The sequence below is a fragment of the Cellulomonas sp. JH27-2 genome (assembly GCF_014837175.1).
Classification (GTDB): Bacteria; Actinomycetota; Actinomycetes; order Actinomycetales; family Cellulomonadaceae; genus Cellulomonas.
The window spans coordinates 290,133-310,793 of record NZ_JACYFR010000002.1; the positions used below are offsets into that span (position 1 = coordinate 290,133).

The window sequence follows — 20,661 nt, forward strand, 5'->3', positions numbered from 1 at the left end:
GACCACCCACACCGCCGTGCGGCACGCCGCGGCGCACCTAGTCTGGGCGGATGAGCACCGGTCAGGTCCCGCCTGCACTGCAGGCCCGCCTGGTGGCGTTCGCCGCCGAGGTGCTGGGGGAGATGGAGCCCGCGGAGGTGCCCGCCGGCCTGCGCGCCGTCGCGCGGTTCGCCCCACGCAAGCGCGCGTCGGCCGGAGCCGGACCGTTGTGGTCCGCGCTCCAGGGCGACCCGTTCCGGGCGCGCGTCGCGCGGGTGTGGGCGACGCGGTCGGCCTCGTCGGCGGTCGACGGCGAGGAGCGCCCCGGGGAGGTGGAGGAGGGGACCCCACCGGCCGGAGCGCCGGACCTCGACGCCGCGGCCGGGGCGTGGCTGCGCCGCGACGACTGGGCGGCGCTGGTACCGCCCGTGGAGCCCGCCGGTGAACAGACCGATGCGCGACTGGTCCGGGCGACGGCAGCCGTCGACCGGGTCCGCGCGGAGCGGGACGAGGCGCTGGCGGCCGCGCGGCTGGCCCGCGACGAGGTGGCCGCCAACCAGCGCGAGCTGCGCCGGCTGCGGTCCGACGCGGACCGTGCCCGGAGCGAGGCACGCCGTGCGGTCGAGCAGGCGGCTGACACGCTCGACGAGGCGCGCCGCGAGCGGGAGGCCGCTGCGGCGGCGCACGACGAGGCGGTGCGCGAGCGGCGCGAGGCCGGGGCGCTGCGCGACCAGGCGCGTGCCGAGGTCCGGGTCGCACGTCAGCTCGCACAGGCCCGGGTGCGGCTCCTGCTGGACACCATCGTCGACGCGGCGAGCGGGTTGCGGCACGAGCTCGCGCTGCCACCTCTCGACCAGCTGCCCGCCGACCTCGTCGCGCCGCCCGCGCCGGTCGACGCCCAGCGACAGGGATCTCGTGGGCGGTCTCTCGACGATCCCGCCCTGCTCGACGAGGTGCTGCGTCAGCCGTGGGCACACCTGCTGGTGGACGGCTACAACGTCTCCAAGACGGGGTTCGGCGCGTTGCCGCTCGACGAGCAGCGTCGTCGGCTCGTCGACGGGCTGGCCGTCGTCGCGGCGCGCACGGGCGCCGAGATCACGTGCTGCTTCGACGGTCAGGAGACCGCCCTGCCGCCCGGCGGGTACGCGCGGGGCGTGCGCGTGCGGTTCTCCGTCGGCGAGATCGCCGACGACCTCATCCGCCGCCTCGTGCACGCGGAGCCGCCGGGTCGCGTGGTCGTCGTCGTGACCAGCGACCAGGCCGTGGCACGCGACGCGGAGTCCGACGGCGCGTGGGTGGTGCCGTCTGCGACCCTGGTCGCGCGGCTCAACCGGGTCTGAGCCCCCGCGGCACAGGCCGTGTCAGACCTCGTCGCTAGTTTGCCGCGCATGAGGATCGACTGCGAGACCTGCACCGTCGGCAAGGCCGGCCCGGCTGCGTGCGACGACTGCGTGGTGACGTTCCTGACGATCGGGCGGCCGTCCGAGGCGATCAGGCGCGTCGTCGCGTCGGACGGGTTGGAGCTCGACCCGGCGGAGCAGCGCGCGATCGGCGTGCTCGCCGCGTCCGGGCTCGTGCCCCCGTTGCGCATGGAGCCCGCCGTGTGAGGGCGGGCTCCATGCGCCGGCGCGTCAGCCCTCGCGCTCGTCCGTGTAGAGCGCCTCGACCTCTGCCGAGAAGTCCTTGAGCACGATCGAGCGCTTCACGCTCAGCTTGGGCGTGAGGTAGCCGTTCGCGATCGTGAGGTCGGTGTCGAGGATGCGGTACTTGCGGATCGACTCGGCCCGGGACACCGCCTTGTTCGCCTTCTCGACGGCCAGGTCGATGGAGGCCAGCACGTCCGTGTCGGTCGCCGCCTGCTCGAGCGTGAGCGCCGGCTTGCCGTGCGCCGCGAGCCAGCCGGGCACGCCCTCGGGGTCGAGGGTGACGAGCGCACCGATGAACGGCTTCTGGTCGCCGACGACGACGACCTGGCTGATCAGCGGGTGCGCGCGCAGGCGGTCCTCGAGCACGGCGGGGGCGACGTTCTTGCCGCCCGCGGTGACGATGATCTCCTTCTTGCGGCCCGTGATCGACAGGTTCCCGTCCTCGTCGATCGCACCCAGGTCGCCCGTCTTGAACCAGCCGTCCTGCAGGGACTCCGCGGTGGCCACGTCGTTGGCGTGGTAGCCACGGAACACCTGGATGCCCTTGACCTCCACCTCGCCGTCGTCGGCGATCCGCACCGCGGTGCCGGGCAGGGGGCGCCCGACGGAGCCGATCTTCGTCGTGTCGGGCCGGTTCACCGTGGCCGGAGCCGTGGTCTCGGTCAGCCCGTAGCCCTCGAGGACCACCAGCCCGACGCCCCGGTAGAAGTGTCCGAGCCGCTCACCGAGCGGTGCGCCGCCCGAGATGGCCCAGCGCGCCCGGCCACCGAGCGCCTTGCGGAGCTTCGACAGCACCAGGACGTCGGCCACCTTGTGCTGCAGGCGGAGCCACGGGCTCGGGCCGCGGGGCGTGTCGAGCGCCCGTGAGTAGACGATCGAGGTCTTGGCGGCACGCTGGAAGATCGCACCCTTGCCGCCGGCCGCGGCCTTCTGCTCGGCGGAGTTGTAGACCTTCTCGAACACGCGCGGCACGGCGAGGATGAACGTCGGCTGGAACGAGGCGAGGTCGTCGAGCAGCGTGCGGGTGTCCGGCGTGTGGCCCAGGACCGCGCCGGCCGGGATCGCGAGCACGTGGATGAAGCGCGCGAACACGTGGGCCAGCGGCATGAACAGCAGCGTGCGCGAGCCGGGCTCGGCGACCACCACGTTCAGGTCGGCGACCGTGTTGACGGTCAGCTCGTAGAAGTTGCCGTGCGTGAGCTCGACGCCCTTGGGCCGGCCGGTCGTGCCGGACGTGTAGATGACGGTCGCGACGTCGGCCAGGTCGGCCAGACCGCGCCGGTGGACGATCTCGTCGTCGCTCACGTCCTGTCCCGCCGAGACGAGCTCGTCGACGGCGCCCTCGTCGATGACCAGGACCTTGCGCACGTCGGGCGTGTCCGGGAGCACCTCGGCCACGGTCGCCGCGTGCGCGGCCGACTCGACGACCAGCAACGAGACGCCTGCGTCCGTCAGGATCCAGGCGACCTGCTCGGCCGAGGACGTCTCGTACAGCGGGACGGGAACGGCGCCCACGGCCCACGCGGCCCAGTCGAGCAGCGACCACTCGTAGCGCGTGCGCGACATGATGCCGACGCGGTCACCGGGGGCCACGCCGAGGGCGACGAGGCCCTTGGCCGCGGCGACGATCTCGGCGTCGTACTCGCGCGCCGACAGGGGGATCCAGGGACCGTCCTCCTGCGTCTTGTGCTCGACGACGGGACCGTCCGGGTCGGCGTCGACGCGGGCGGCGAAGAGGGTGTTGAGGTTGCTCGACGGGTCGACCTCGATGAGCAGGGGCGTACGGGACTCGTCCATGCTGACTCCAGTGGCAGGTGGCGAAGCGTGAGCAGAGGATACGCGAAGTTACTCGCGAGTAGGTTCCGCTGTTCGCGGATGTCCGCCGATCGGCACAGCGTGCCCGGGACGAACGTCGTCCGCATCAACCCGTAGCGACCGCTAGCGTGGTCCACCGGACCGCACCGCAGGCGGTCCTCATTCGACCATCGCGTAGGAGCACTCACACATGCACGCCATCGGTGTGGACATCGGCGGGACCAAGATCGCGGCAGGCGTCGTGGACGACGAGGGCACGATCCTCGCGCAGACGCGCCGCGACACTGCGCCCGACGACGCCGCGAGCATCGACCGCGCCATCGCCGACGTCTACGGCGAGCTGAGCTCGAAGTACGACATCGGCGCGATCGGCCTGGCCGCCGCCGGGTTCGTCGCGGCGGACCGCTCGGGCGTCCTGTTCGCACCCAACATCGCCTGGCGCGACTACCCGCTGCGCGACAACGTGGCTGCGCTGATCGACGACAAGGTGGACATCGTCGTCGAGAACGACGCGAACGCCGCCGGCTGGGCCGAGTTCCGCTTCGGCGCCGCGCGCGACGTCGACGACATGCTGACGCTGACCGTGGGCACCGGGCTCGGTGGCGCGATCGTCTCGAGCGGGGAGCTGGTCCGTGGGGCGTGGGGAGTCGCGTCCGAGATCGGCCACATGCGGGTCGTCCCCGGCGGCCACTACTGCGGGTGCGGCCACGAGGGCTGCTGGGAGCAGTACACGTCGGGCAGCGCGCTGGTCCGCGACGCCCAGGCGGCCGTGCTCACCCAGCGGGCGCGTGCCGCCCGCATCCTGGAGCTGGCCGGTGGCGAGGTCGAGAAGATCACCGGCCCGCACGTGACGCGTGCGGCGCAGGAGGGTGACGCGCTCGCGATCGAGCTGCTCGCCGAGCTCGGGCGGTGGCTCGGTGAGGGGGCAGCCTCCGCGACCGCGCTGCTCGACCCCGCGCTCATCGTCGTGGGCGGCGGCGTCGCGGCCGCCGGTGACCTGCTCCTGGCACCTGCACGCAAGGCGTTCAGCGAGCAGCTCTCGGGCCGGGGACACCGCCCCGAGGCGCCGTTCGTGGTCGCGTCGATGGGCAACGACGCCGGCATGGTCGGTGCGGCAGACCTGGCTCGGATCTGACCCGCGATCGCGCGGCGCGCGCTCCGAGGGGCGGCGCCTCAGACGACGGCGCCCGTGTCGTCGTCGCCGGGGTCCCGTCGGCTGGGCATGCGCCAGACGAGCACGCCCACACCCAGCACGAACACGACGCACGCCGCCTGCACCAGGGCGGCGGGGGCTCCGGCCCAGGCGATGAGGACGACGAGCAGGAAGATCGGCATGCCGGCGGCGGCGAGCCACGCCATCGTCAGCAGCGGGTCGCCGCCGAGCACGGGGCCCGGGTCCGGCGGCTGGAAGGCCTCCGCCTCGTCGACCGTCGCCTCGGCGTCGTCGTACTGCGACGTGCCGTCCCAGTCGCGGGCGGCCGCCGGGGGCTCGTCGGCCGCGCGGACGACGTGCGGCGTCGTGACCCACGGTGCCACCGGGAAGTCGAGACCCCGGTCGGGCGCCTCGTCGGTACGCGTCGGCGCGTCGGCACTGTCGACCTCGTTCAGCTGGGCGACGATGGCCGCCCACGCGGCGTCGTCCACGGGTGCCGAGGCGTCGGCGCCCGGGTCGGGTCGCTCGACACCCGGTCCGGGGACGTCGCCTTCGGGTCCGCGGGCCGGCTCGTCCGGGTCGTCGGGGCGAGGAGCCATGAGAGCACTCTAGAGTCGGACGGTGCGGGTCGGGAGTCCGGGCCGCGATGCGGCATGCTGGCAGGCACGTTCGCTGGAGAGGTGAGCACTTGTTCTACTGGTTGATGAAGCGGGTCTTCGTGGGTCCGCTCCTGCACCTGGTCTACCGACCGTGGATCCGTGGTGCCCAGAACATCCCCGCCGAGGGCGGGGCGATCCTCGCCAGCAACCACCTGGCGGTCATCGACTCGTTCTTCCTGCCGCTCATGCTGGACCGCGAGCTCGTGTTCATCGGCAAGCAGGAGTACTTCACCGGGAGCGGGCTCAAGGGCCGCCTCCAGGCGGGCTTCTTCCGCGGCGTCGGCACGATCCCCGTGGACCGCGGCGGCGGCAAGGCGAGCGAGGCCGCGCTGCGCACGGGGCTGCGCAGGCTCGAGGAGGGTGGCCTCTTCGGCATCTACCCCGAGGGGACGCGCAGCCCGGACGGGCGCCTGTACCGCGGCAAGACCGGAATCGCGCGTCTGGCCATCGAGTCCGGCGCCCCTGTGATCCCCGTCGCCATGGTGGACACGGACGTCGCGCAACCGCTCGGCCGCACGATCCCCAAGGTCATGCGCATCGGGATGGTCGTCGGCGAGCCGCTCGACTTCAGCCGATATCGTGGGATGGAGAACGACCGGTTCATCCTGCGCTCGGTGACCGACGAGATCATGTACGCGATCATGAGCCTGTCCGGCCAGGAGTACGTCGACGTCTACGCGGCGACCCAGAAGGCGCGCATCGCGACCGGTCACCCCGCGGCGAGCGGCGAGTCCACCGACCAGCTCCCGGCGGCGCCGGGCGGCCGTCCGGCCCCCGACGTCCAGGTTCCGGTCCCCCCGCAGGACGGCGACGCGACGTCAGTAGGATGACGGACGTGCTCCGCCGTCGGTGACGTCCCTGTCCCGGCCGCGTGCGGACCGTCGGTCCGCGCCAGCTCGTGCAAGTTCCCCGTGCAGTTCTACGAGAGGTGTTTCTCATGTCGGTTCGTCGCGTCGCGCTCCTCACCGCGGGTGGCTTCGCTCCGTGCCTGTCCTCCGCCGTCGGTGGGCTCATCGAGCGCTACACCGAGATCGCGCCGGACGTCGAGATCATCGCCTACGAGCACGGTTACTACGGCCTGCTGCGCGGGGACAAGATCGTCATCAGCGACGAGGTCCGCAAGAACGCCGGCATCCTGCACCGGTTCGGCGGCTCGCCCATCGGCAACTCGCGCGTCAAGCTCACCAACGCCAAGGACTGCGTCAAGCGCGGCCTGGTCCAGGAGGGCCAGGACCCGCTGCAGGTGGCTGCCGAGCAGCTCAAGGCCGACGGCGTGGACGTGCTGCACACCATCGGTGGCGACGACACGAACACGACGGCCGCCGACCTGGCCGCCTACCTCGCGGACAACGACTACGGCCTGACGGTCGTGGGTCTGCCCAAGACGATCGACAACGACGTGGTGCCGATCCGCCAGTCGCTGGGCGCGTGGACCGCCGCCGAGGAGGCCGCCGGCTTCGCCGCGAACATCATCGGCGAGCACCGCTCGGGCCCGCGCATGCTCATCGTGCACGAGGTCATGGGCCGGCACTGCGGCTGGCTCACCGCCGCCGCCGCCGTCGAGTACCGCAAGTGGCTCGACCAGCAGGAGTGGGTGCCGGGCATCGGCCTCACCCGCGAGCGCTGGGACATCCACGCCGTCTTCGTGCCCGAGCTCGCGCTCGACATCGACGCCGAGGCCGAGCGCCTCAAGGGCGTGATGGACAGCCAGGGCAACGTCAACATCTTCCTGTCCGAGGGCGCGGGCATGCACGAGATCGTCGAGCAGCTCGAAGCCGCCGGCACGCCGGTGGAGCGCGACCCGTTCGGCCACGTCAAGCTCGACACCGTCAACCCGGGGCAGTGGTTCGCCAAGCAGTTCGGTGAGAAGCTGGGTGCCGAGAAGACGATGGTCCAGAAGTCGGGCTACTACTCGCGCGCCGCGGCCGCGAACGCGGAGGACCTGCGTCTCATCAAGTCCATGACCGACCTGGCCGTCGAGTGCGCGCTGCGCGGCGAGTCCGGCGTGATCGGGCACGACGAGGAGCAGGGCGACCTGCTGCGCGCCATCGAGTTCCCGCGCATCGCGGGCGGCAAGGCGTTCGACGTCTCCCAGCCCTGGTTCGGCGCGCTCCTGGCCGACATCGGGCAGGACCTCGTCCCGGCGAGCCACTCATGACCGTCGCACCGGCTCCGGGGGTCGTCGAGGGTCTCGACGCATGGCGCGACCTGCCCGCCGGGCAGCAGCCGGCGTGGCCGGACGCGGACTCGCTCGCACGGGTGACGTCACGCCTCGAGCAGCTGCCACCGCTCGTGTTCGCCGGCGAGTCGGACGCGCTGCGCGCCCAGCTCGCCGCCGCGGGCCGGGGTGAGGCGTTCCTGCTCCAGGGCGGCGACTGCGCCGAGACGTTCGGCGAGGCGACGGCGGACAACATCCGCAACAAGATCAAGACGATCCTGCAGATGGCGGTCGTCCTGACCTACGGCGCGAGCCTGCCCGTCGTCAAGATGGGTCGCATGGCGGGGCAGTACGCCAAGCCGCGTTCGTCGGACAGCGAGACGCGCGACGGGGTCACCCTGCCCGCGTTCCGCGGCGACATCATCAACGGCTACGACTTCACGCCCGAGGCCCGCACGCCGGACCCGCAGCGGCTGCTCGAGGCGTACCACACGTCCGCCTCGACGCTGAACCTGATCCGCGCGTTCACCACCGGTGGCTTCGCGTCGCTGCTGCGCGTGCACGAGTGGAACCGCGGCTTCACGGCCAACCCGGCCTACTCGCGGTACGAGGAGATCGCCGCCGAGATCGACCGGGCCATCCGCTTCATGGCGGCGTGCGGGGCCGACTTCGACGCCTTGCGCACGGTCGACTTGTTCTCGAGCCACGAGGGTCTGCTGCTCGACTACGAGCGACCGCTGACCCGCATCGACTCGCGGACCGGCCAGCCGTACGACTGCTCGGCCCACTTCGTGTGGATCGGGGAGCGCACACGCGAGCTCGGGGGAGCGCACGTCGACTACTTCTCCCGGCTGCGCAACCCCATCGGCATCAAGCTGGGTCCCACGTCCAGCGGCGACGACGCGCTCGCCCTGATGGACAAGCTGAACCCGACGGCGGAGGAGGGGCGCATCACGTTCATCACCCGCATGGGTGCGAGCAAGGTGCGTGACCTGCTGCCGGCTCTCGTCGAGAAGGTGGCGGCGGACGGCCGTCCCGTCACGTGGGTGTGCGACCCGATGCACGGCAACGGCATCACGTCGGCGTCCGGCTACAAGACGCGGCGGTTCTCCGACGTCATGGACGAGGTCACGGGCTTCTTCGAGGTGCACCGCGCGCTCGGCACCGTGCCCGGTGGCCTGCACATCGAGCTCACGGGTGACGACGTCACCGAGGTGCTCGGCGGGTCCGAGGAGATCGACGACGAGGGTCTGGGGCGTCGCTACGAGACGCTCGTCGACCCGCGCCTGAACCACCAGCAGTCGCTGGAGCTGGCCTTCCAGGTGGCGGAGCTCCTGCGAGCCTCCTGATCGGACGAACGCGCAGGGCGCGACGGCAGTGAGCCGTCGCGCCCTCCGCGTCCTCCGGACCGCGCGCCGTCGCGACGAGGTCAGACGACCGTCAGCACGATGGTGGAGCCGAACGGCGCCTCTGTGTCGGCATCGACGCTCTGGTCGACGACCTGGTTGAGCAGACCGCCCCACGACGTCTCACGCTTCACGACGAAGCCGAGGTTCTCGAGCGTCGCCTTCGCGTCCGCGAAGCCGGTCCGCTCCACGTTCGGCACGACGACCGGCGCGTGGCCCTTGCTGACCTTGAGCTTGACGGTGTCTCCCTTGTGCGCCTTGGTCCCCGACTTCGGCGCCTGGCTGATGACGGTTCCCGCGGGGACGGTGTCGCTGTAGGCCTTCGCAGACTTGACCTCGAGACCGTCGCCGGTGAGCTGCGCCGTCGCGTCGGTGAGGGTCGCACCGACGACGCTCGAGACCGTGACCGGCTCCGGGCCCTGGGAGAGCGTGAGCGTGACGGTCGTCCCGCGCGTGGTTTGCGTGCCGGGGTCTGCCGGCGTGCCGTCGGGCAGGACCGCCGAGAGGACCTCACCCACGGAGGCCGTGTCGTCGTACGCCGGCGATGCGTAGGCGACCTTCAGGCCGGCCTGGTCGAGGGTCGTCTCGGCGGCCTTCTGCATCTGCCCGACGACGCCGGAGGGAACGTTCACGTAGTCGGGGCCCTTGGAGACGCTGAGCTCGACGGTGGATCCCTTGCGTGCGCGGGCGTCGGACGCGGGGTCGCTGGAGATGACCTCGCCGGACGGGACCTTCGGGTCGTAGCTCTCCGTGGCGTGGGCGTCGAGCCCCTGGGCGTCGAGCGCAGCCTCCGCCACCTCCTGGCTCTGCCCGGCGACGGTGGGGACGGTGGTCCACGATCCCGGGCCGTGGGTGGCGTACCACCACACGCCGCCGCCGACGAGCGCGAGGACGACGAGCAGGACGACGAGGATCCGGCCTCGGCGGCGCCGGCCGCGCGCGTGGGCCGCGGGCGGGGGCGGACCAGCCGGGGCGACGAGGGCGCCGTTCAGGCCGATCGGCAGGGCGACGGTCGATCCGGTCTCGAGGCGCTTCGTCGCGTGGTCGTCGGGCGTGTCGTCGCCCGGGTCCGCGGTGGCGACGACCGGGTCGGACGTGAGGTCGGTCTCGTCGGGGTCGGTCGCGGCGGGCAGGACGATCGACGGGGGCACGTCCGCGCGACGCTCGAGCGTCTCCTCGTCGAGCGCTGCGCGGGTGCGCCGCAGCAGCTCGGCCGCTGCGCCCGCGTCGACCGGTCGGTCCTCGGGGTCGCGCGCCGCGAGCGAGCGCACCAGCTCGTCGACCTCGATCGGCAGCCAGTCGACCAGGTCCGAGGGCGCCGGGATGTCGTTGTTGACGTGCTGGAACGCGACCTGGATGGGTGTCTCGCCCGTGAAGGGCTGACGGCCGGTGAGCATCTCGAAGATCAGGACGCCGCACGCATACACGTCGGTGCGTGCGTCGCTCGCGCCGCGGACCACGAGCTCGGGCGCCAGGTACGCGACCGTGCCGAGCACGGTGCCGGTCGTCGTCGACGTGACCTCGGTGACGGCGCGTGCGAGGCCGAAGTCGGCCAGCTTCACGCGGTCGTCCGTCGCGATCAGCACGTTCTCGGGCTTCACGTCGCGATGGACGAGGCCGGCGCGGTGCGCCGCGGCAAGTGCGTCGAGGACGGCGGCCGCGACGCCGAGCGACTCGCCGACCGACAGCGCCCCGCGTTCGCCGATGCGGCGGCGCAGGTTCACGCCGTCGACGTACTCCATGGTCAGGTAGCTCGTCTCGCCGTCGACTCCCTGGTCGTACACGCCGACGAGGCCGGGGTGGGTGAGACGGGCGGCGGTGCGGGCCTCGCGGCGGAACCGGGCGACGAAGTCGGCACCCGAGGCTCCCTCGGCGAGGTGCGGGTGCATGACCTTGAGCGCGACGTCGCGGTCCAGGCGTCGGTCGACCGCGAGGTACACGGTGGCCATGCCTCCGCGGGCGATGCGGGACACGACCTCGTACCGCCCGTCGACCAGGCGGCCGAGGAGCGGATCGGTGACGGTTGTTCCCACGCGCGAGATTCTACGGGCGCCCGGGCGCAGACCGGGGGAGGCGGGCGGGTGTCAGTCCGCTGGTCGGGCGAGTCAGCGGAATCGCGCCATGAGCGTCTGCACGTTGGCGACGTACCGGCGCGTGTCGGAGAACATCCCGTACTTCCTCACGGATGTCGCGCCCTGGTAGTAGCCGGCGATCGCGCGGGGGAGGTCGGGCGACGTGCGGACCAGCGAGCGCAGGATCGCGACGCCGGCCGTGACGTTGTCGTCCGGGTCCAGCAGGTTGAGGTGCCGCCCGACGAGCTGGGATGCCCACTCGCCGGCGGACGGGATCACCTGCATGACGCCGATGGCGTTGGCGGGGGAGACCGAGGTGTGGTTGAACCCGGACTCCTGGAACGCGACGGCCTGGGCCAGAGCGGGGTCGACGCCCATCGCCCGCGCGGTGGCGCGGACCTTGGCCTGCATCGTGGCGGGCGACGGGACACCGGTGCTCACCAGCGTGTTCTTGTTGGCGTTGGCGGCGCCGACGACGGCCGCGGAGTAGGTCCGGCCCTCGAACGTGCTGGGGACCGCCTGCTTCGAGGAGGACGCCTTCGAGCTGCTCGACGAGGACGCGGCCCCGGGCAGCGTCAGCACGTCGCCGATGCGGATCAGGGCGCGGGCGTCGAGGTGGTTGGCCTTGACGATGGCCGCGACGGTCAGGCCGTGGCGGCTCGCGATCGCGCCGACGGTGTCGCCGGCCTTGACGGTGTAGCGGCTCGACGCGCCGGACGTGCTCGCCGGCTTCGCCGCCGACGAGGTCGAGGTCGTCGTCGCCTCGGAGATCGTGAGGACCTGACCGATCCGGATGAGCGCACGCGCGTCGAGGTGGTTGAGCTTGACCACCTTCGCGACGGTCGTCGAGTACCTGGAGGCGATCGCGCTCACGGTCTCGCCCGCGCGCACGGTGTGGGTCACCTTGGCGGTGTGCTTGGTGGCCGTCGTCGTGGCCGCGTGCTTGGCAGGGATCGTCAGGACCTGTCCCACCTGGATGCGCGAGGCGTCGGCCAGCGAGTTGGCCCGCGCGATGGAGGTGATCGACGTACCGGTGCGCGCGGCGATGTGGCTCACGGTGTCACCCGGGCGCACGGTGTAGCGCTCGTCGGCCTGCGCGCCGGACCCGGTGGCGGACACGGCGATGGCGGCGAGCGCGATGGCGCCGGTGCTGGTCGTCGCGAGGCGACGCGCATCCGAGCGGCTGGCGATGGGCTGCGTCATGGTGTGACCCCTGGTGCACGAGTGACAGAATGTGACTGGTGTTACTGATGTGACAGAACGTGAACGTATCCCAGTGACACACCTGTGAAAAGCCCAGGACCGAATTGCACCGGAATTCGCGCGGGTCGCCCGCGGCATGATCACGCCCGTCGCGCTGGCATGCGTAGGCTTGTCGCGTGACCGACACTGCTGCCCTGGATGCCCTCGTCGACGACTGGCTGACCGTTCCCGACGTCGCCGAGAAGCTGGAGATCGACGCGGGAAAAGTGCGTCGCAGCCTTCAGGAGGGCCGGCTGGTCGGCGTCCGTCGCGGCGAGCCGAAGGTGCTGAGCGTCCCGGCCGCGTTCCTGGTGCCCGGCCACCTCGCGAACCCGGCGGCACCGTCGCGTGCCGCCGGCCTGCCGCAGTGGACCATCCTGGCTGCGCTGCAAGGCACGCTCACGGTGCTGCGCGACGCCGGTTTCGGCGACGCCGAGGCCATCGCCTGGTTGTTCACGCCCGACGACTCGCTGGGCGGCTCCCCGCTCGACGCGCTGCGCGACGGTCGCAAGACCGAGGTGCGCCGCCGGGCGCAGGCCGAGCTGTAGCAGCGGGTCTTCGGCCCGCCGGGCTGTTCGGCGCCGCCGTCAGGCGGTGCGCTCGACGGCGGCACGCGCGAGCGCGACGAGCATCCCGCGCGCCGGTTCCGGCCACCCGCGGGCGTCGATCGCGGCGAAGGCGGTCGACGAGAGATCGGCGATGAGCTCCTCGACCGACTCGACCGACCCCGTGCTCGCGACGGCGTCCGCGAGCGCGGCGACGGCCTCCGCGTCCGCGTCCCGGTCGCCGAGGGTGCGGTCCACGAGCTCGAGCGTGCGGGTGTCGCGCGTGCCGCGTGCCCGGTCCACCGCGCGCGCGACGAGGACCGTTCGCTTGCCCTCGCGCAGGTCGTCCCCGGCGGGCTTGCCGGTCGCGGCGGGGTCGCCGAAGACACCGAGCAGGTCGTCCCTGAGCTGGAACGCCTCACCCAGCGGCAGCCCGATCGCGCGGCACGCGTCCAGGTCGTCGTCGCCCGCCCCCGCGAGGGCCGCACCGAGCACGATCGGGTGCTCGACGCTGTAGCGCGCCGACTTGGCGCGGATGACCTCGCGGGCCCGGGCCTCGTCGGCGCCCGGGTGCGTCGACCACGGCAGCGCCTGGGCGACGACGTCGAGGTACTGGCCGACCGTCACCTCGGTCCGCATGTGGTCGAAGACCGCCCGGGCCCGCGCGGCGCTGGGAGTCACGACGCCCGCCACGGCTGCCGAGAACTCCTCCTCGCTCGCCACGAGGGCCAGGTCGCCGAGCAGGATGGCGGCTGCCTGACCGAACCGGTCACCGTCGCCGCCCCACGACTCCTGCGCGTGGCGCTCGGCGAACGCGCGGTGGGCGGCGGGGAAGCCGCGACGCGTGTCGGAGTCGTCCATCACGTCGTCGTGGAAGAGCGCCGCGGCCTGGAAGAGCTCGAGCGCGGCACCGACGCGCAGCACCGACGCCTCGTCGGCGGTGCCGACCTGCCCGCCGTGCGCGCGCCAGGACCAGTAGCAGAACGCCGCCCGCAGGCGCTTGCCGCCGGAGAGCATCTGCGCGACGGCGTCCGCGAGTGGCGCGGCGTCGGTGCCGATCGCGACCACCGTGCTACGCAGGCGCGTGGCGTACTCGTCGAGGAGGGTGTCGATCCGGCCGCGGACGTCGTCGACGTCCGTCAGGGCGCGCGGGGTCGGGGTCACCGTCCGCAGCCTAGGCGACGTCCTCGACCTGGCCGCTGAGCGTCAGCGTCCGTGCGCCGCCGGAGTCGAGGATCCCGAGCAGCACGTGCTCCTTGCCGTCGTGACGGGTGAAGGAGGCCTGCACGGCGAGCTCCGGCTCCTTCTCGTCGGGGTCGCTGCGCGTGAAGCCGGCCTTCTCGAGCGGCTTGCCGACAGCCGCGAGCAGCGCCTTGGCGGAGGCGTCGCTGCGCAGGTTGAGGCTGATCGTGACCAGGTCGGAGTCGGGGACGGGCTCGGCCGACGAGAGCAGGACGGTCGCGTCGTCGGGCACGGGCAGCAGCGCGGACGGGAAGCCCGGCGCCAGGCCGCCCACCGTGGCCGCGGTCGCGGTCGGCGCGGCCAGCAGTGAGTCCGTGGGGCTCGGAGCGGGGTCGACGAGCAGCGACGCGGAGGCCGACGGCTCGAGGGTCGCGGGCTCGCTCGGGCTGCACGCCGCGAGCATCGCGGCGGCGACGGCGCAGCAGGCGGGGACGACGAGGAGGCGGACGCTCAGCACCGGGTCAGGGTAGCCGTGCCCGTCGACGTGACCACAGCCACCGTCGCCCGGACCGCCGGCCCACAGATCGGGCCGCTCGCCCGTCACACCGCCGTCTCGTGCAGTGGGCTGGTGCCATGGACACCGACCTCGAGACAGTGCGTACCAGCGAGCCCCGCGAGCTGCTGGCCCTCATCCCGCACCGGCTGGGATTCCGGCCGCGCGACAGCGCGGTGCTGGTGAGCCTGCGCCCACCGCGTGGCCGGGTGGGCCTGGTGATGCGGGTCGACCTGGTCCACCTGGCCGACGGCGGCACCGGGCGTCAGGTCGCGCGGTCGGCCCTGTCGGCGCTGGACGCGGACGGTGCGCGGCACGTCGCGTGCGTCCTGTACGTGGGCCCGGACGACCCTCGTCTGCACGCCGAGCCCGGTCGGTCGGCCGCGCACCGGGCCGCCGCCCACGTCCGGGAGGCCGCCGAAGGGCCGTTCGGCTGGGTCCCCGTGCACGTCGTGACCGACTCGGGCTTCCTCACGCTCGACTGCACCGACCCCGTCTGCTGCCCTGCCGGCGGACGTCCGCTGAGCGAGCTCGACGCGACGCAGGTGGGTGCGCACATGGTGCTCTCGGGGTCGGTGGTGGCCGGCTCGCGCGAGGAGCTGGTGCGGTTCCCGGCGGTCGGTCAGCAGGCGCGGCGGTCCGCGGCGCGTGTGCGGGCCCGGTGGGTCACGCGTGGTGTCGAGGCGGACGAGCGGGCCGGCGAGCAGCGTGAGGAGGCGCGCGCGGCGTGGCGGGCCGACTCCGTCGCCGCGTGGCGCTCGGCCGTGCGGTGCGTCGAGGGCACGGGACCCGAGCACCCTGCCCCGTGGGGCAGGCTCGAGGCGGGTCTCGTGGACCGGCGCGTGCGCGACGCGGTCCTCGTCGCCCTCATCCCGGGCACGGGTGAGCTGGCCGAGCGGTACGTGCTCGGCAGGGCGCCCGAGACGGCGGACGACGTGGCGGTCCGGGAGGCGCTCCGGCTCGTGATGGACCCCGCTCACGGGGTCCGCCCGCCGCCGGACCAGGCGCGGGTCCACCAGGAGGCGCTCGAGCTCGTCGTCGCGCACGGGCGCCCTCGCCGTCAGGCGCCCGCGCTGACGCTTCTCGCCGTGCTCGCGTGGTGGCAGGGCGAGGGCGCGCGTGCGCAGATCCTGCTGGCCACGGCGCTCGAGCACGACGCCACCTACCGGTTGGCGAGGATGGTCGAGGACCTGCTGCGCTCGGCCGTCAGCCCAGGGTGGGTACGGCGCGACGCGGCGTGAGGTGGTGCACCGGTTCGCGACGGCGTCCGGGCGGTGACGTGGGTCCGCGCGCGCTCGTCGGGACCGGCCGACTCCGGTAGCGTCGCGCCAGCACGGTCGTGCACCCGCTCGGCGGGTGCGCTCGAGCGTGAGCTCGGCCAGGAGGTCGGGCGGTGGCGGTGGGACGGGAGCGCGTCATGGGGATCGTGGTCGGATATCTGGCGACTCCGGAAGGTCGCGCGGCGCTCGCCGCGGCCGTCGACGAGGCCCACAAGCGCTCGACGACGGTCGTCGTGGTGGTCAGCACGCGACCGGACGAGCCGGCCGAGCAGCGCGCGACGGTCGAGGCCGAGCTCGCGAGCGTGGCGGCCGACCTGGACCGGGACCACACACCGCACGAGATCCGCCTCCTGGACGGCGGGGACGTCGCCGACGACCTCATCGGGACGGCGGAGGAGATCGACGCCGAGCTCGTCGTGATCGGGCTTCGTCGGCGCAGCCCGGTCGGCAAGCTCATCCTCGGCGCGAACGCCCAGCGTGTGCTCTTCGACGCACCGTGCCCTGTCCTGACGGTGAAGCCCGGTCCGACGGGCTGAGCGGGAATCTTCGGCCGCGCTCACGCGTTCCACCCATCGAGCCCCCTGTTTCCGGTCGCTTCGTCATGCCCGTCGGGGCGCCGGGAGGGGAAATGGCTCGGTACAATATCGTCACACCACGCCGCTCCTTCCCGGGGGGCTGCGCTGCCGAAAGGTCGTTCGTGTCGTCCCAGACCCCGCATCCCGCACTTCCGCGTGAGTTCGAGCACCCCGCTCTCCAGGACCTCGTCGTGCGTGGCAGGACCCATGGCACCATCGCCGCCGCCGAGGTGCGCGCGGCGTGCGAGGTCGCCGACGTCCAGGACGCCAAGCGGCTCCGGGCCGTGGTGCGTGGCCTCGCGACGGCCGGTATCGCCGTGAGCGAGCCGACCCCCGCCCGTGCCGTGGCAGCCACGCGTACCACTGGACGCCCCGCGGCCCAGGCCGCGGTGAGCGGCGACGAGCAGGCCGCCAAGCCCGCGCGTCGTCGTGCCGCCGCGCCCAAGGCGACGGTGACGGCCGCCGAGACGGCTGACGGCGCCGCGCCCGCCGCGAAGAAGGCGGCGCCCAAGGCCAAGTCCGCCACGGCCACGAAGGCCGCGGCGAAGGCCAAGGGGGCAGCCGAGGCGGAGACGTCGGACGACGACGAGCCCACGAACCTCGAGGAGATCGAGGTCGACGACGTCGAGGTCGAGGCGGACGACGCCGAGGCCACGAGCGACGCGGACTCGGACGAGAGCGACGACGCCAAGAAGCCTGCCGCCGCCGCCGAGGAGACGGAGGACTCGGGGTTCACCTACTCCGACGCCGACGACGACGACGCCCCCGCGCAGCAGGTCGTGACGGCGGGCGCCACCGCGGACCCCGTCAAGGACTACCTCAAGCAGATCGGCAAGGTCGCGCTGCTGAACGCCGAGCAGGAGGTCGAGCTCGCCAAGCGCATCGAGGCCGGCCTGTTCGCTGAGGAGCGTCTGGGGGCCGGGCTCACGCTCGAGCCCAAGGCCCGCCGCGAGCTCGAGTGGATCGCGCAGGACGGCCGCCGCGCCAAGAACCACCTGCTCGAGGCCAACCTGCGCCTCGTCGTCTCCCTCGCCAAGCGCTACACGGGCCGCGGCATGCTCTTCCTGGACCTGATCCAGGAGGGCAACCTCGGTCTGATCCGTGCTGTCGAGAAGTTCGACTACACCAAGGGCTACAAGTTCTCGACGTACGCCACGTGGTGGATCCGGCAGGCCATCACGCGCGCCATGGCCGACCAGGCCCGCACCATCCGTATCCCGGTGCACATGGTCGAGGTCATCAACAAGCTGGCCCGCGTCCAGCGGCAGATGCTCCAGGACCTGGGCCGCGAGCCCACGCCCGAGGAGCTCGCCAAGGAGCTCGACATGACGCCCGAGAAGGTTGTCGAGGTCCAGAAGTACGGCCGCGAGCCCATCTCGCTGCACACGCCCCTGGGCGAGGACGGCGACAGCGAGTTCGGCGACCTCATCGAGGACTCCGAGGCCGTCGTTCCCGCCGACGCGGTCAGCTTCACGCTCCTGCAGGAGCAGCTGCACCAGGTGCTCGACACGCTCTCCGAGCGCGAGGCCGGCGTGGTGTCGATGCGCTTCGGCCTCACCGACGGCCAGCCCAAGACGCTGGACGAGATCGGCAAGGTCTACGGCGTGACGCGTGAGCGGATCCGTCAGATCGAGTCCAAGACGATGAGCAAGCTGCGTCACCCGTCGCGCTCGCAGGTGCTGCGCGACTACCTGGACTGACGCGCGGTCGTCACGAACCAACGACGCGGGGCCTGCCACGAGGCGGGCCCCGCGTTGGCGTTCCCAGGGCTTCGGGCCTCCGAGACGGATGCGCTCGGGGACGAGAAAGGCCCGGACCTCATGGGTCCGGGCCTTCCTGGTCGTCGGTGCGACCAGCTGTCAGACGCTCGCGGCGCCCGCGCCGGCGCCGTGCTCGGCGAGCAGGCGGTCGGTCTCGTCCTGGACGTGCGTGGCGAGCTCGGCGAACTTGGGGGCGTGCTCGCGCGCGTGGTGCGCGCAGAACAGCAGCTCGCCCACGGGCAGGACGACGCGGACGTACGCCTGCGCGTTGCAGCGGTCGCAGCGGTCGGCTGCGGTCAGCGGTTCAGTCATGGTCCCAGTCACATAGACATAGAACCATCTCGTCGCGGATTCCATCTCACCGACAGGGGGTGGTTCGCTGACCGCGTACACAACCGTCACCTGATCGTGACGTGACGGCGATCCTGCGGCACGTGAGCCGCGGCGTGCCGCGCCGCTCCGGGTTCTGACGGTGGTCGCGACTACGATCTCCCCGTGACGACCACCTCCTCGCAGTCCGGATACACCGCCCGGCACCTGTCGGTGCTCGAGGGCCTCGAGGCGGTGCGCAAGCGCCCCGGCATGTACATCGGGACCACCGACAGCCGCGGCCTGATGCACTGCCTGTGGGAGATCATCGACAACTCCGTCGACGAGGCGCTGGGCGGGTTCGGCGACCGGATCGAGGTCATCCTGCACGCGGACTCGTCGGTCGAGGTGCGGGACAACGGCCGCGGCATCCCCGTCGACATCGAGCCCAAGACAGGACTCACCGGTGTGGAAGTCGTGTTCACCAAGCTCCACGCGGGCGGCAAGTTCGGCGGTGGTTCCTACGGCGCGTCGGGCGGCCTGCACGGCGTCGGCGCCTCGGTCGTGAACGCGTTGTCGTCGCGCCTCGACGTCGAGGTCGACCGCGGCGGCAAGACGCACCGTATGACGTTCCACCGCGGCGAGCCGGGAGTGTTCGACGACTCGGGGGAGCGGTCGCCCGAGGCGCCGTTCGAGCCCTTCGTCTCCGGCTCCGAGCTGGCGATCGTCGGCAAGACGGCACGGGCGCGCACCGGGACGCGCGTGCGCTACTGGGCGGACCGGCACATCTTCCCCAAGACGGCGGTGTTCTCCTACGACGAGCTCGTGACGCGCGCCCGGCAGACGAGCTTCCTGGTGCCGGGCCTGACGATCGTCGTGCGTGACGAGCGCGGCATCGCCGGCACGCCGGGCCAGGACGGCCCGCACGAGGAGACGTTCTTCCATTCGGGAGGGGTCGTCGACTTCGTCGACCACCTGGCGCCCGACGCGGCCGTCACCGACACCTGGAAGCTGACGGGACAGGGCACGTTCACCGAGACCGTGCCGGTGCTCGACGAGCGGGGGCACATGACCCCGCAGGAGGTGCAGCGGTCCTGCGACGTGGAGGTGGCGCTGCGCTGGGGCGTCGGCTACGACACCGAGGTGCGCTCGTTCGTCAACATCATCGCGACCCCCAAGGGCGGTACGCACCTGGCGGGCTTCGAGGCGGGGCTGCTGCGCGTGCTGCGCAAGCAGGTCGAGCTCAACGCCCGTCGGCTGAAGATCGCGGCCAAGGACGCGGCCACCGAACGGATCGAGAAGGACGACGTCATGGCCGGCCTGACGGCTGTCGTGACCGTGCGCCTGGCGGAGCCGCAGTTCGAGGGCCAGACCAAGGAGGTCCTCGGCACGGGGCCCGTGCGGGCCATCGTGACGAAGGTCGTCGACGCGCAGATCGCGGAGATCTTCGCCTCGCCCAAGCGCGACCACAAGGCGCAGTCGTCGCTGCTGCTGGACAAGATCGTCGGCGAGATGCGGGCTCGGCTGTCCGCCCGCAAGCAGAAGGAGATCTCGCGGCGCAAGAACGCGCTCGAGACGTCGACGCTGCCGGCCAAGCTGGCCGACTGCCGGATCGACGACGTGGACCGCAGCGAGCTGTTCATCGTCGAGGGCGACAGCGCCCTGGGCACCGCCAAGCTGGCACGCAGCTCGGACTACCAGGCGCTGCTGCCCATCCGCGGCAAGATCCTCAACGTCCAGAAGGCGTCGATCTCCGACATGCTCAAGAACGCGGAGTGCGCGGCGATCATCCAGGTGGTGGGTGCAGGATCGGGTCGGTCGTTCGATCTGGAGGCCGCGCGGTACGGCAAGATCGTCCTGATGACGGACGCCGACGTCGACGGCGCGCACATCCGCACGCTGCTGCTGACGCTCCTCTTCCGGTACATGCGCCCGCTGGTCGAGGCGGGTCGCGTGTACGCGGCCGTGCCGCCGCTGCACCGCATCGAGGTGATCGGTGCCGGCAGCAGGAAGAACGAGTACATCTACACGTACTCGGAGGCGGAGCTCACGGCGACCCTGAAGAAGCTCGACCGGGCCGGCAAGCGCTACAAGGAGGACATCCAGCGCTACAAGGGCCTGGGGGAGATGGACGCCGACCAGCTCGCCGAGACGACCATGGACCCGCGTCACCGCACGTTGCGGCGGGTCACGGTCGAGGGGGCCCAGCGGGCCGACGAGATCTTCGAGCTGCTCATGGGCTCCGACGTGGCGCCGCGCAAGGACTTCATCGTCGCCGGCGCCGACGGGCTGGACCGCAGCCGCATCGACGCCTGACCTCGGGTTGC

General features: G+C 72.4%; 18 protein-coding genes. 11 read left to right on the forward strand and 7 right to left on the reverse strand.

The window, feature by feature from the left end; genetic code table 11:
• Positions 1-50: 50 nt before the first annotated feature.
• On the forward strand, positions 51-1,319 hold the full coding sequence (locus IC607_RS06290; protein WP_191786191.1) for an NYN domain-containing protein: 1,269 nt from the start codon (positions 51-53) through the stop codon (positions 1,317-1,319).
• A 48-nt stretch (positions 1,320-1,367) separates the two neighbouring features.
• Entirely contained in the window at positions 1,368-1,586 is a 219-nt protein-coding gene (locus IC607_RS06295; protein ID WP_191786193.1) for a hypothetical protein, read from the forward strand.
• Positions 1,587-1,610: 24 nt separating this feature from the next.
• Here IC607_RS06295 and IC607_RS06300 read toward each other — a convergent pair whose 3' ends face one another.
• Positions 1,611-3,422 carry a long-chain fatty acid--CoA ligase gene (locus tag IC607_RS06300; RefSeq protein WP_191786195.1) on the reverse strand — a complete coding sequence of 604 codons (1,812 nt, stop codon included), beginning with the start codon at positions 3,420-3,422 and terminating at the stop codon, positions 1,611-1,613.
• Between the two features lie 208 nt (positions 3,423-3,630).
• On the opposite strand from IC607_RS06300, the gene IC607_RS06305 reads away from it, so the two are divergent.
• Positions 3,631-4,575: an ROK family glucokinase gene (locus IC607_RS06305; protein WP_191786197.1), complete on the forward strand. Its 945-nt coding sequence runs from the start codon at positions 3,631-3,633 to the stop codon at positions 4,573-4,575.
• 38 nt (positions 4,576-4,613) lie between these two features.
• Here the strand turns inward: IC607_RS06305 and IC607_RS06310 are convergent, their stop codons facing one another.
• On the reverse strand, positions 4,614-5,192 hold the full coding sequence (locus tag IC607_RS06310; protein WP_191786199.1) for a hypothetical protein: 579 nt from the start codon (positions 5,190-5,192) through the stop codon (positions 4,614-4,616).
• A gap of 89 nt (positions 5,193-5,281) precedes the next feature.
• Between IC607_RS06310 and IC607_RS06315 the strand changes: the two genes are divergently transcribed.
• The 3 genes from IC607_RS06315 (at position 5,282) to IC607_RS06325 (ending at position 8,759) form a co-directional block, all read left to right on the forward strand.
• Positions 5,282-6,082 carry a 1-acyl-sn-glycerol-3-phosphate acyltransferase gene (locus IC607_RS06315; protein WP_225224565.1) on the forward strand — a complete coding sequence of 267 codons (801 nt, stop codon included), beginning with the start codon at positions 5,282-5,284 and terminating at the stop codon, positions 6,080-6,082.
• A gap of 107 nt (positions 6,083-6,189) precedes the next feature.
• On the forward strand, positions 6,190-7,410 hold the full coding sequence (locus tag IC607_RS06320; protein WP_191786201.1) for a pyrophosphate--fructose-6-phosphate 1-phosphotransferase: 1,221 nt from the start codon (positions 6,190-6,192) through the stop codon (positions 7,408-7,410).
• Positions 7,407-8,759 carry a class II 3-deoxy-7-phosphoheptulonate synthase gene (locus IC607_RS06325; RefSeq protein ID WP_191786203.1) on the forward strand — a complete coding sequence of 451 codons (1,353 nt, stop codon included), beginning with the start codon at positions 7,407-7,409 and terminating at the stop codon, positions 8,757-8,759. The genes IC607_RS06320 and IC607_RS06325 overlap by 4 nt, the downstream gene beginning before the upstream one ends.
• A gap of 80 nt (positions 8,760-8,839) precedes the next feature.
• Here IC607_RS06325 and pknB read toward each other — a convergent pair whose 3' ends face one another.
• Together pknB and IC607_RS06335 are read right to left on the reverse strand one after the other, a co-directional pair.
• The gene (gene pknB, locus IC607_RS06330; protein ID WP_191786205.1) at positions 8,840-10,849 is read right to left on the reverse strand and encodes a Stk1 family PASTA domain-containing Ser/Thr kinase; all 2,010 of its coding nucleotides are present in this window, start codon (positions 10,847-10,849) and stop codon (positions 8,840-8,842) included.
• A gap of 72 nt (positions 10,850-10,921) precedes the next feature.
• Complete coding sequence (locus IC607_RS06335; RefSeq protein WP_191786207.1) at positions 10,922-12,091, reverse strand: LysM peptidoglycan-binding domain-containing protein; 1,170 nt, start codon at positions 12,089-12,091, stop codon at positions 10,922-10,924.
• 176 nt (positions 12,092-12,267) lie between these two features.
• On the opposite strand from IC607_RS06335, the gene IC607_RS06340 reads away from it, so the two are divergent.
• Entirely contained in the window at positions 12,268-12,678 is a 411-nt protein-coding gene (locus IC607_RS06340; protein ID WP_191786209.1) for an Rv2175c family DNA-binding protein, read from the forward strand.
• Positions 12,679-12,717: 39 nt separating this feature from the next.
• Here the strand turns inward: IC607_RS06340 and IC607_RS06345 are convergent, their stop codons facing one another.
• Both IC607_RS06345 and IC607_RS06350 read right to left on the reverse strand, forming a co-directional pair.
• Positions 12,718-13,839 carry a polyprenyl synthetase family protein gene (locus IC607_RS06345; protein WP_191786211.1) on the reverse strand — a complete coding sequence of 374 codons (1,122 nt, stop codon included), beginning with the start codon at positions 13,837-13,839 and terminating at the stop codon, positions 12,718-12,720.
• A gap of 10 nt (positions 13,840-13,849) precedes the next feature.
• On the reverse strand, positions 13,850-14,374 hold the full coding sequence (locus IC607_RS06350) for a hypothetical protein (RefSeq protein WP_191786213.1): 525 nt from the start codon (positions 14,372-14,374) through the stop codon (positions 13,850-13,852).
• Between the two features lie 116 nt (positions 14,375-14,490).
• Between IC607_RS06350 and IC607_RS06355 the strand changes: the two genes are divergently transcribed.
• From IC607_RS06355 to IC607_RS06365, 3 genes are all read left to right on the forward strand, one after another.
• The gene (locus tag IC607_RS06355; protein WP_191786215.1) at positions 14,491-15,651 is read left to right on the forward strand and encodes a DUF4192 domain-containing protein; all 1,161 of its coding nucleotides are present in this window, start codon (positions 14,491-14,493) and stop codon (positions 15,649-15,651) included.
• A gap of 176 nt (positions 15,652-15,827) precedes the next feature.
• Positions 15,828-16,226, forward strand: a complete 399-nt coding sequence (locus tag IC607_RS06360) for a universal stress protein (protein WP_191786217.1) — start codon at positions 15,828-15,830, stop codon at positions 16,224-16,226.
• 161 nt (positions 16,227-16,387) lie between these two features.
• Positions 16,388-17,965: an RNA polymerase sigma factor gene (locus IC607_RS06365; protein ID WP_370526047.1), complete on the forward strand. Its 1,578-nt coding sequence runs from the start codon at positions 16,388-16,390 to the stop codon at positions 17,963-17,965.
• Between the two features lie 159 nt (positions 17,966-18,124).
• On the opposite strand, the gene IC607_RS06370 is transcribed toward IC607_RS06365, so the two are convergent.
• Positions 18,125-18,337 carry a hypothetical protein gene (locus IC607_RS06370; RefSeq protein ID WP_191786221.1) on the reverse strand — a complete coding sequence of 71 codons (213 nt, stop codon included), beginning with the start codon at positions 18,335-18,337 and terminating at the stop codon, positions 18,125-18,127.
• Positions 18,338-18,520: 183 nt separating this feature from the next.
• Between IC607_RS06370 and IC607_RS06375 the strand changes: the two genes are divergently transcribed.
• Positions 18,521-20,650, forward strand: coding sequence for a DNA topoisomerase IV subunit B (locus IC607_RS06375; protein WP_191786223.1), 2,130 nt, complete (start codon positions 18,521-18,523; stop codon positions 20,648-20,650).
• Positions 20,651-20,661 lie beyond the last annotated feature (11 nt).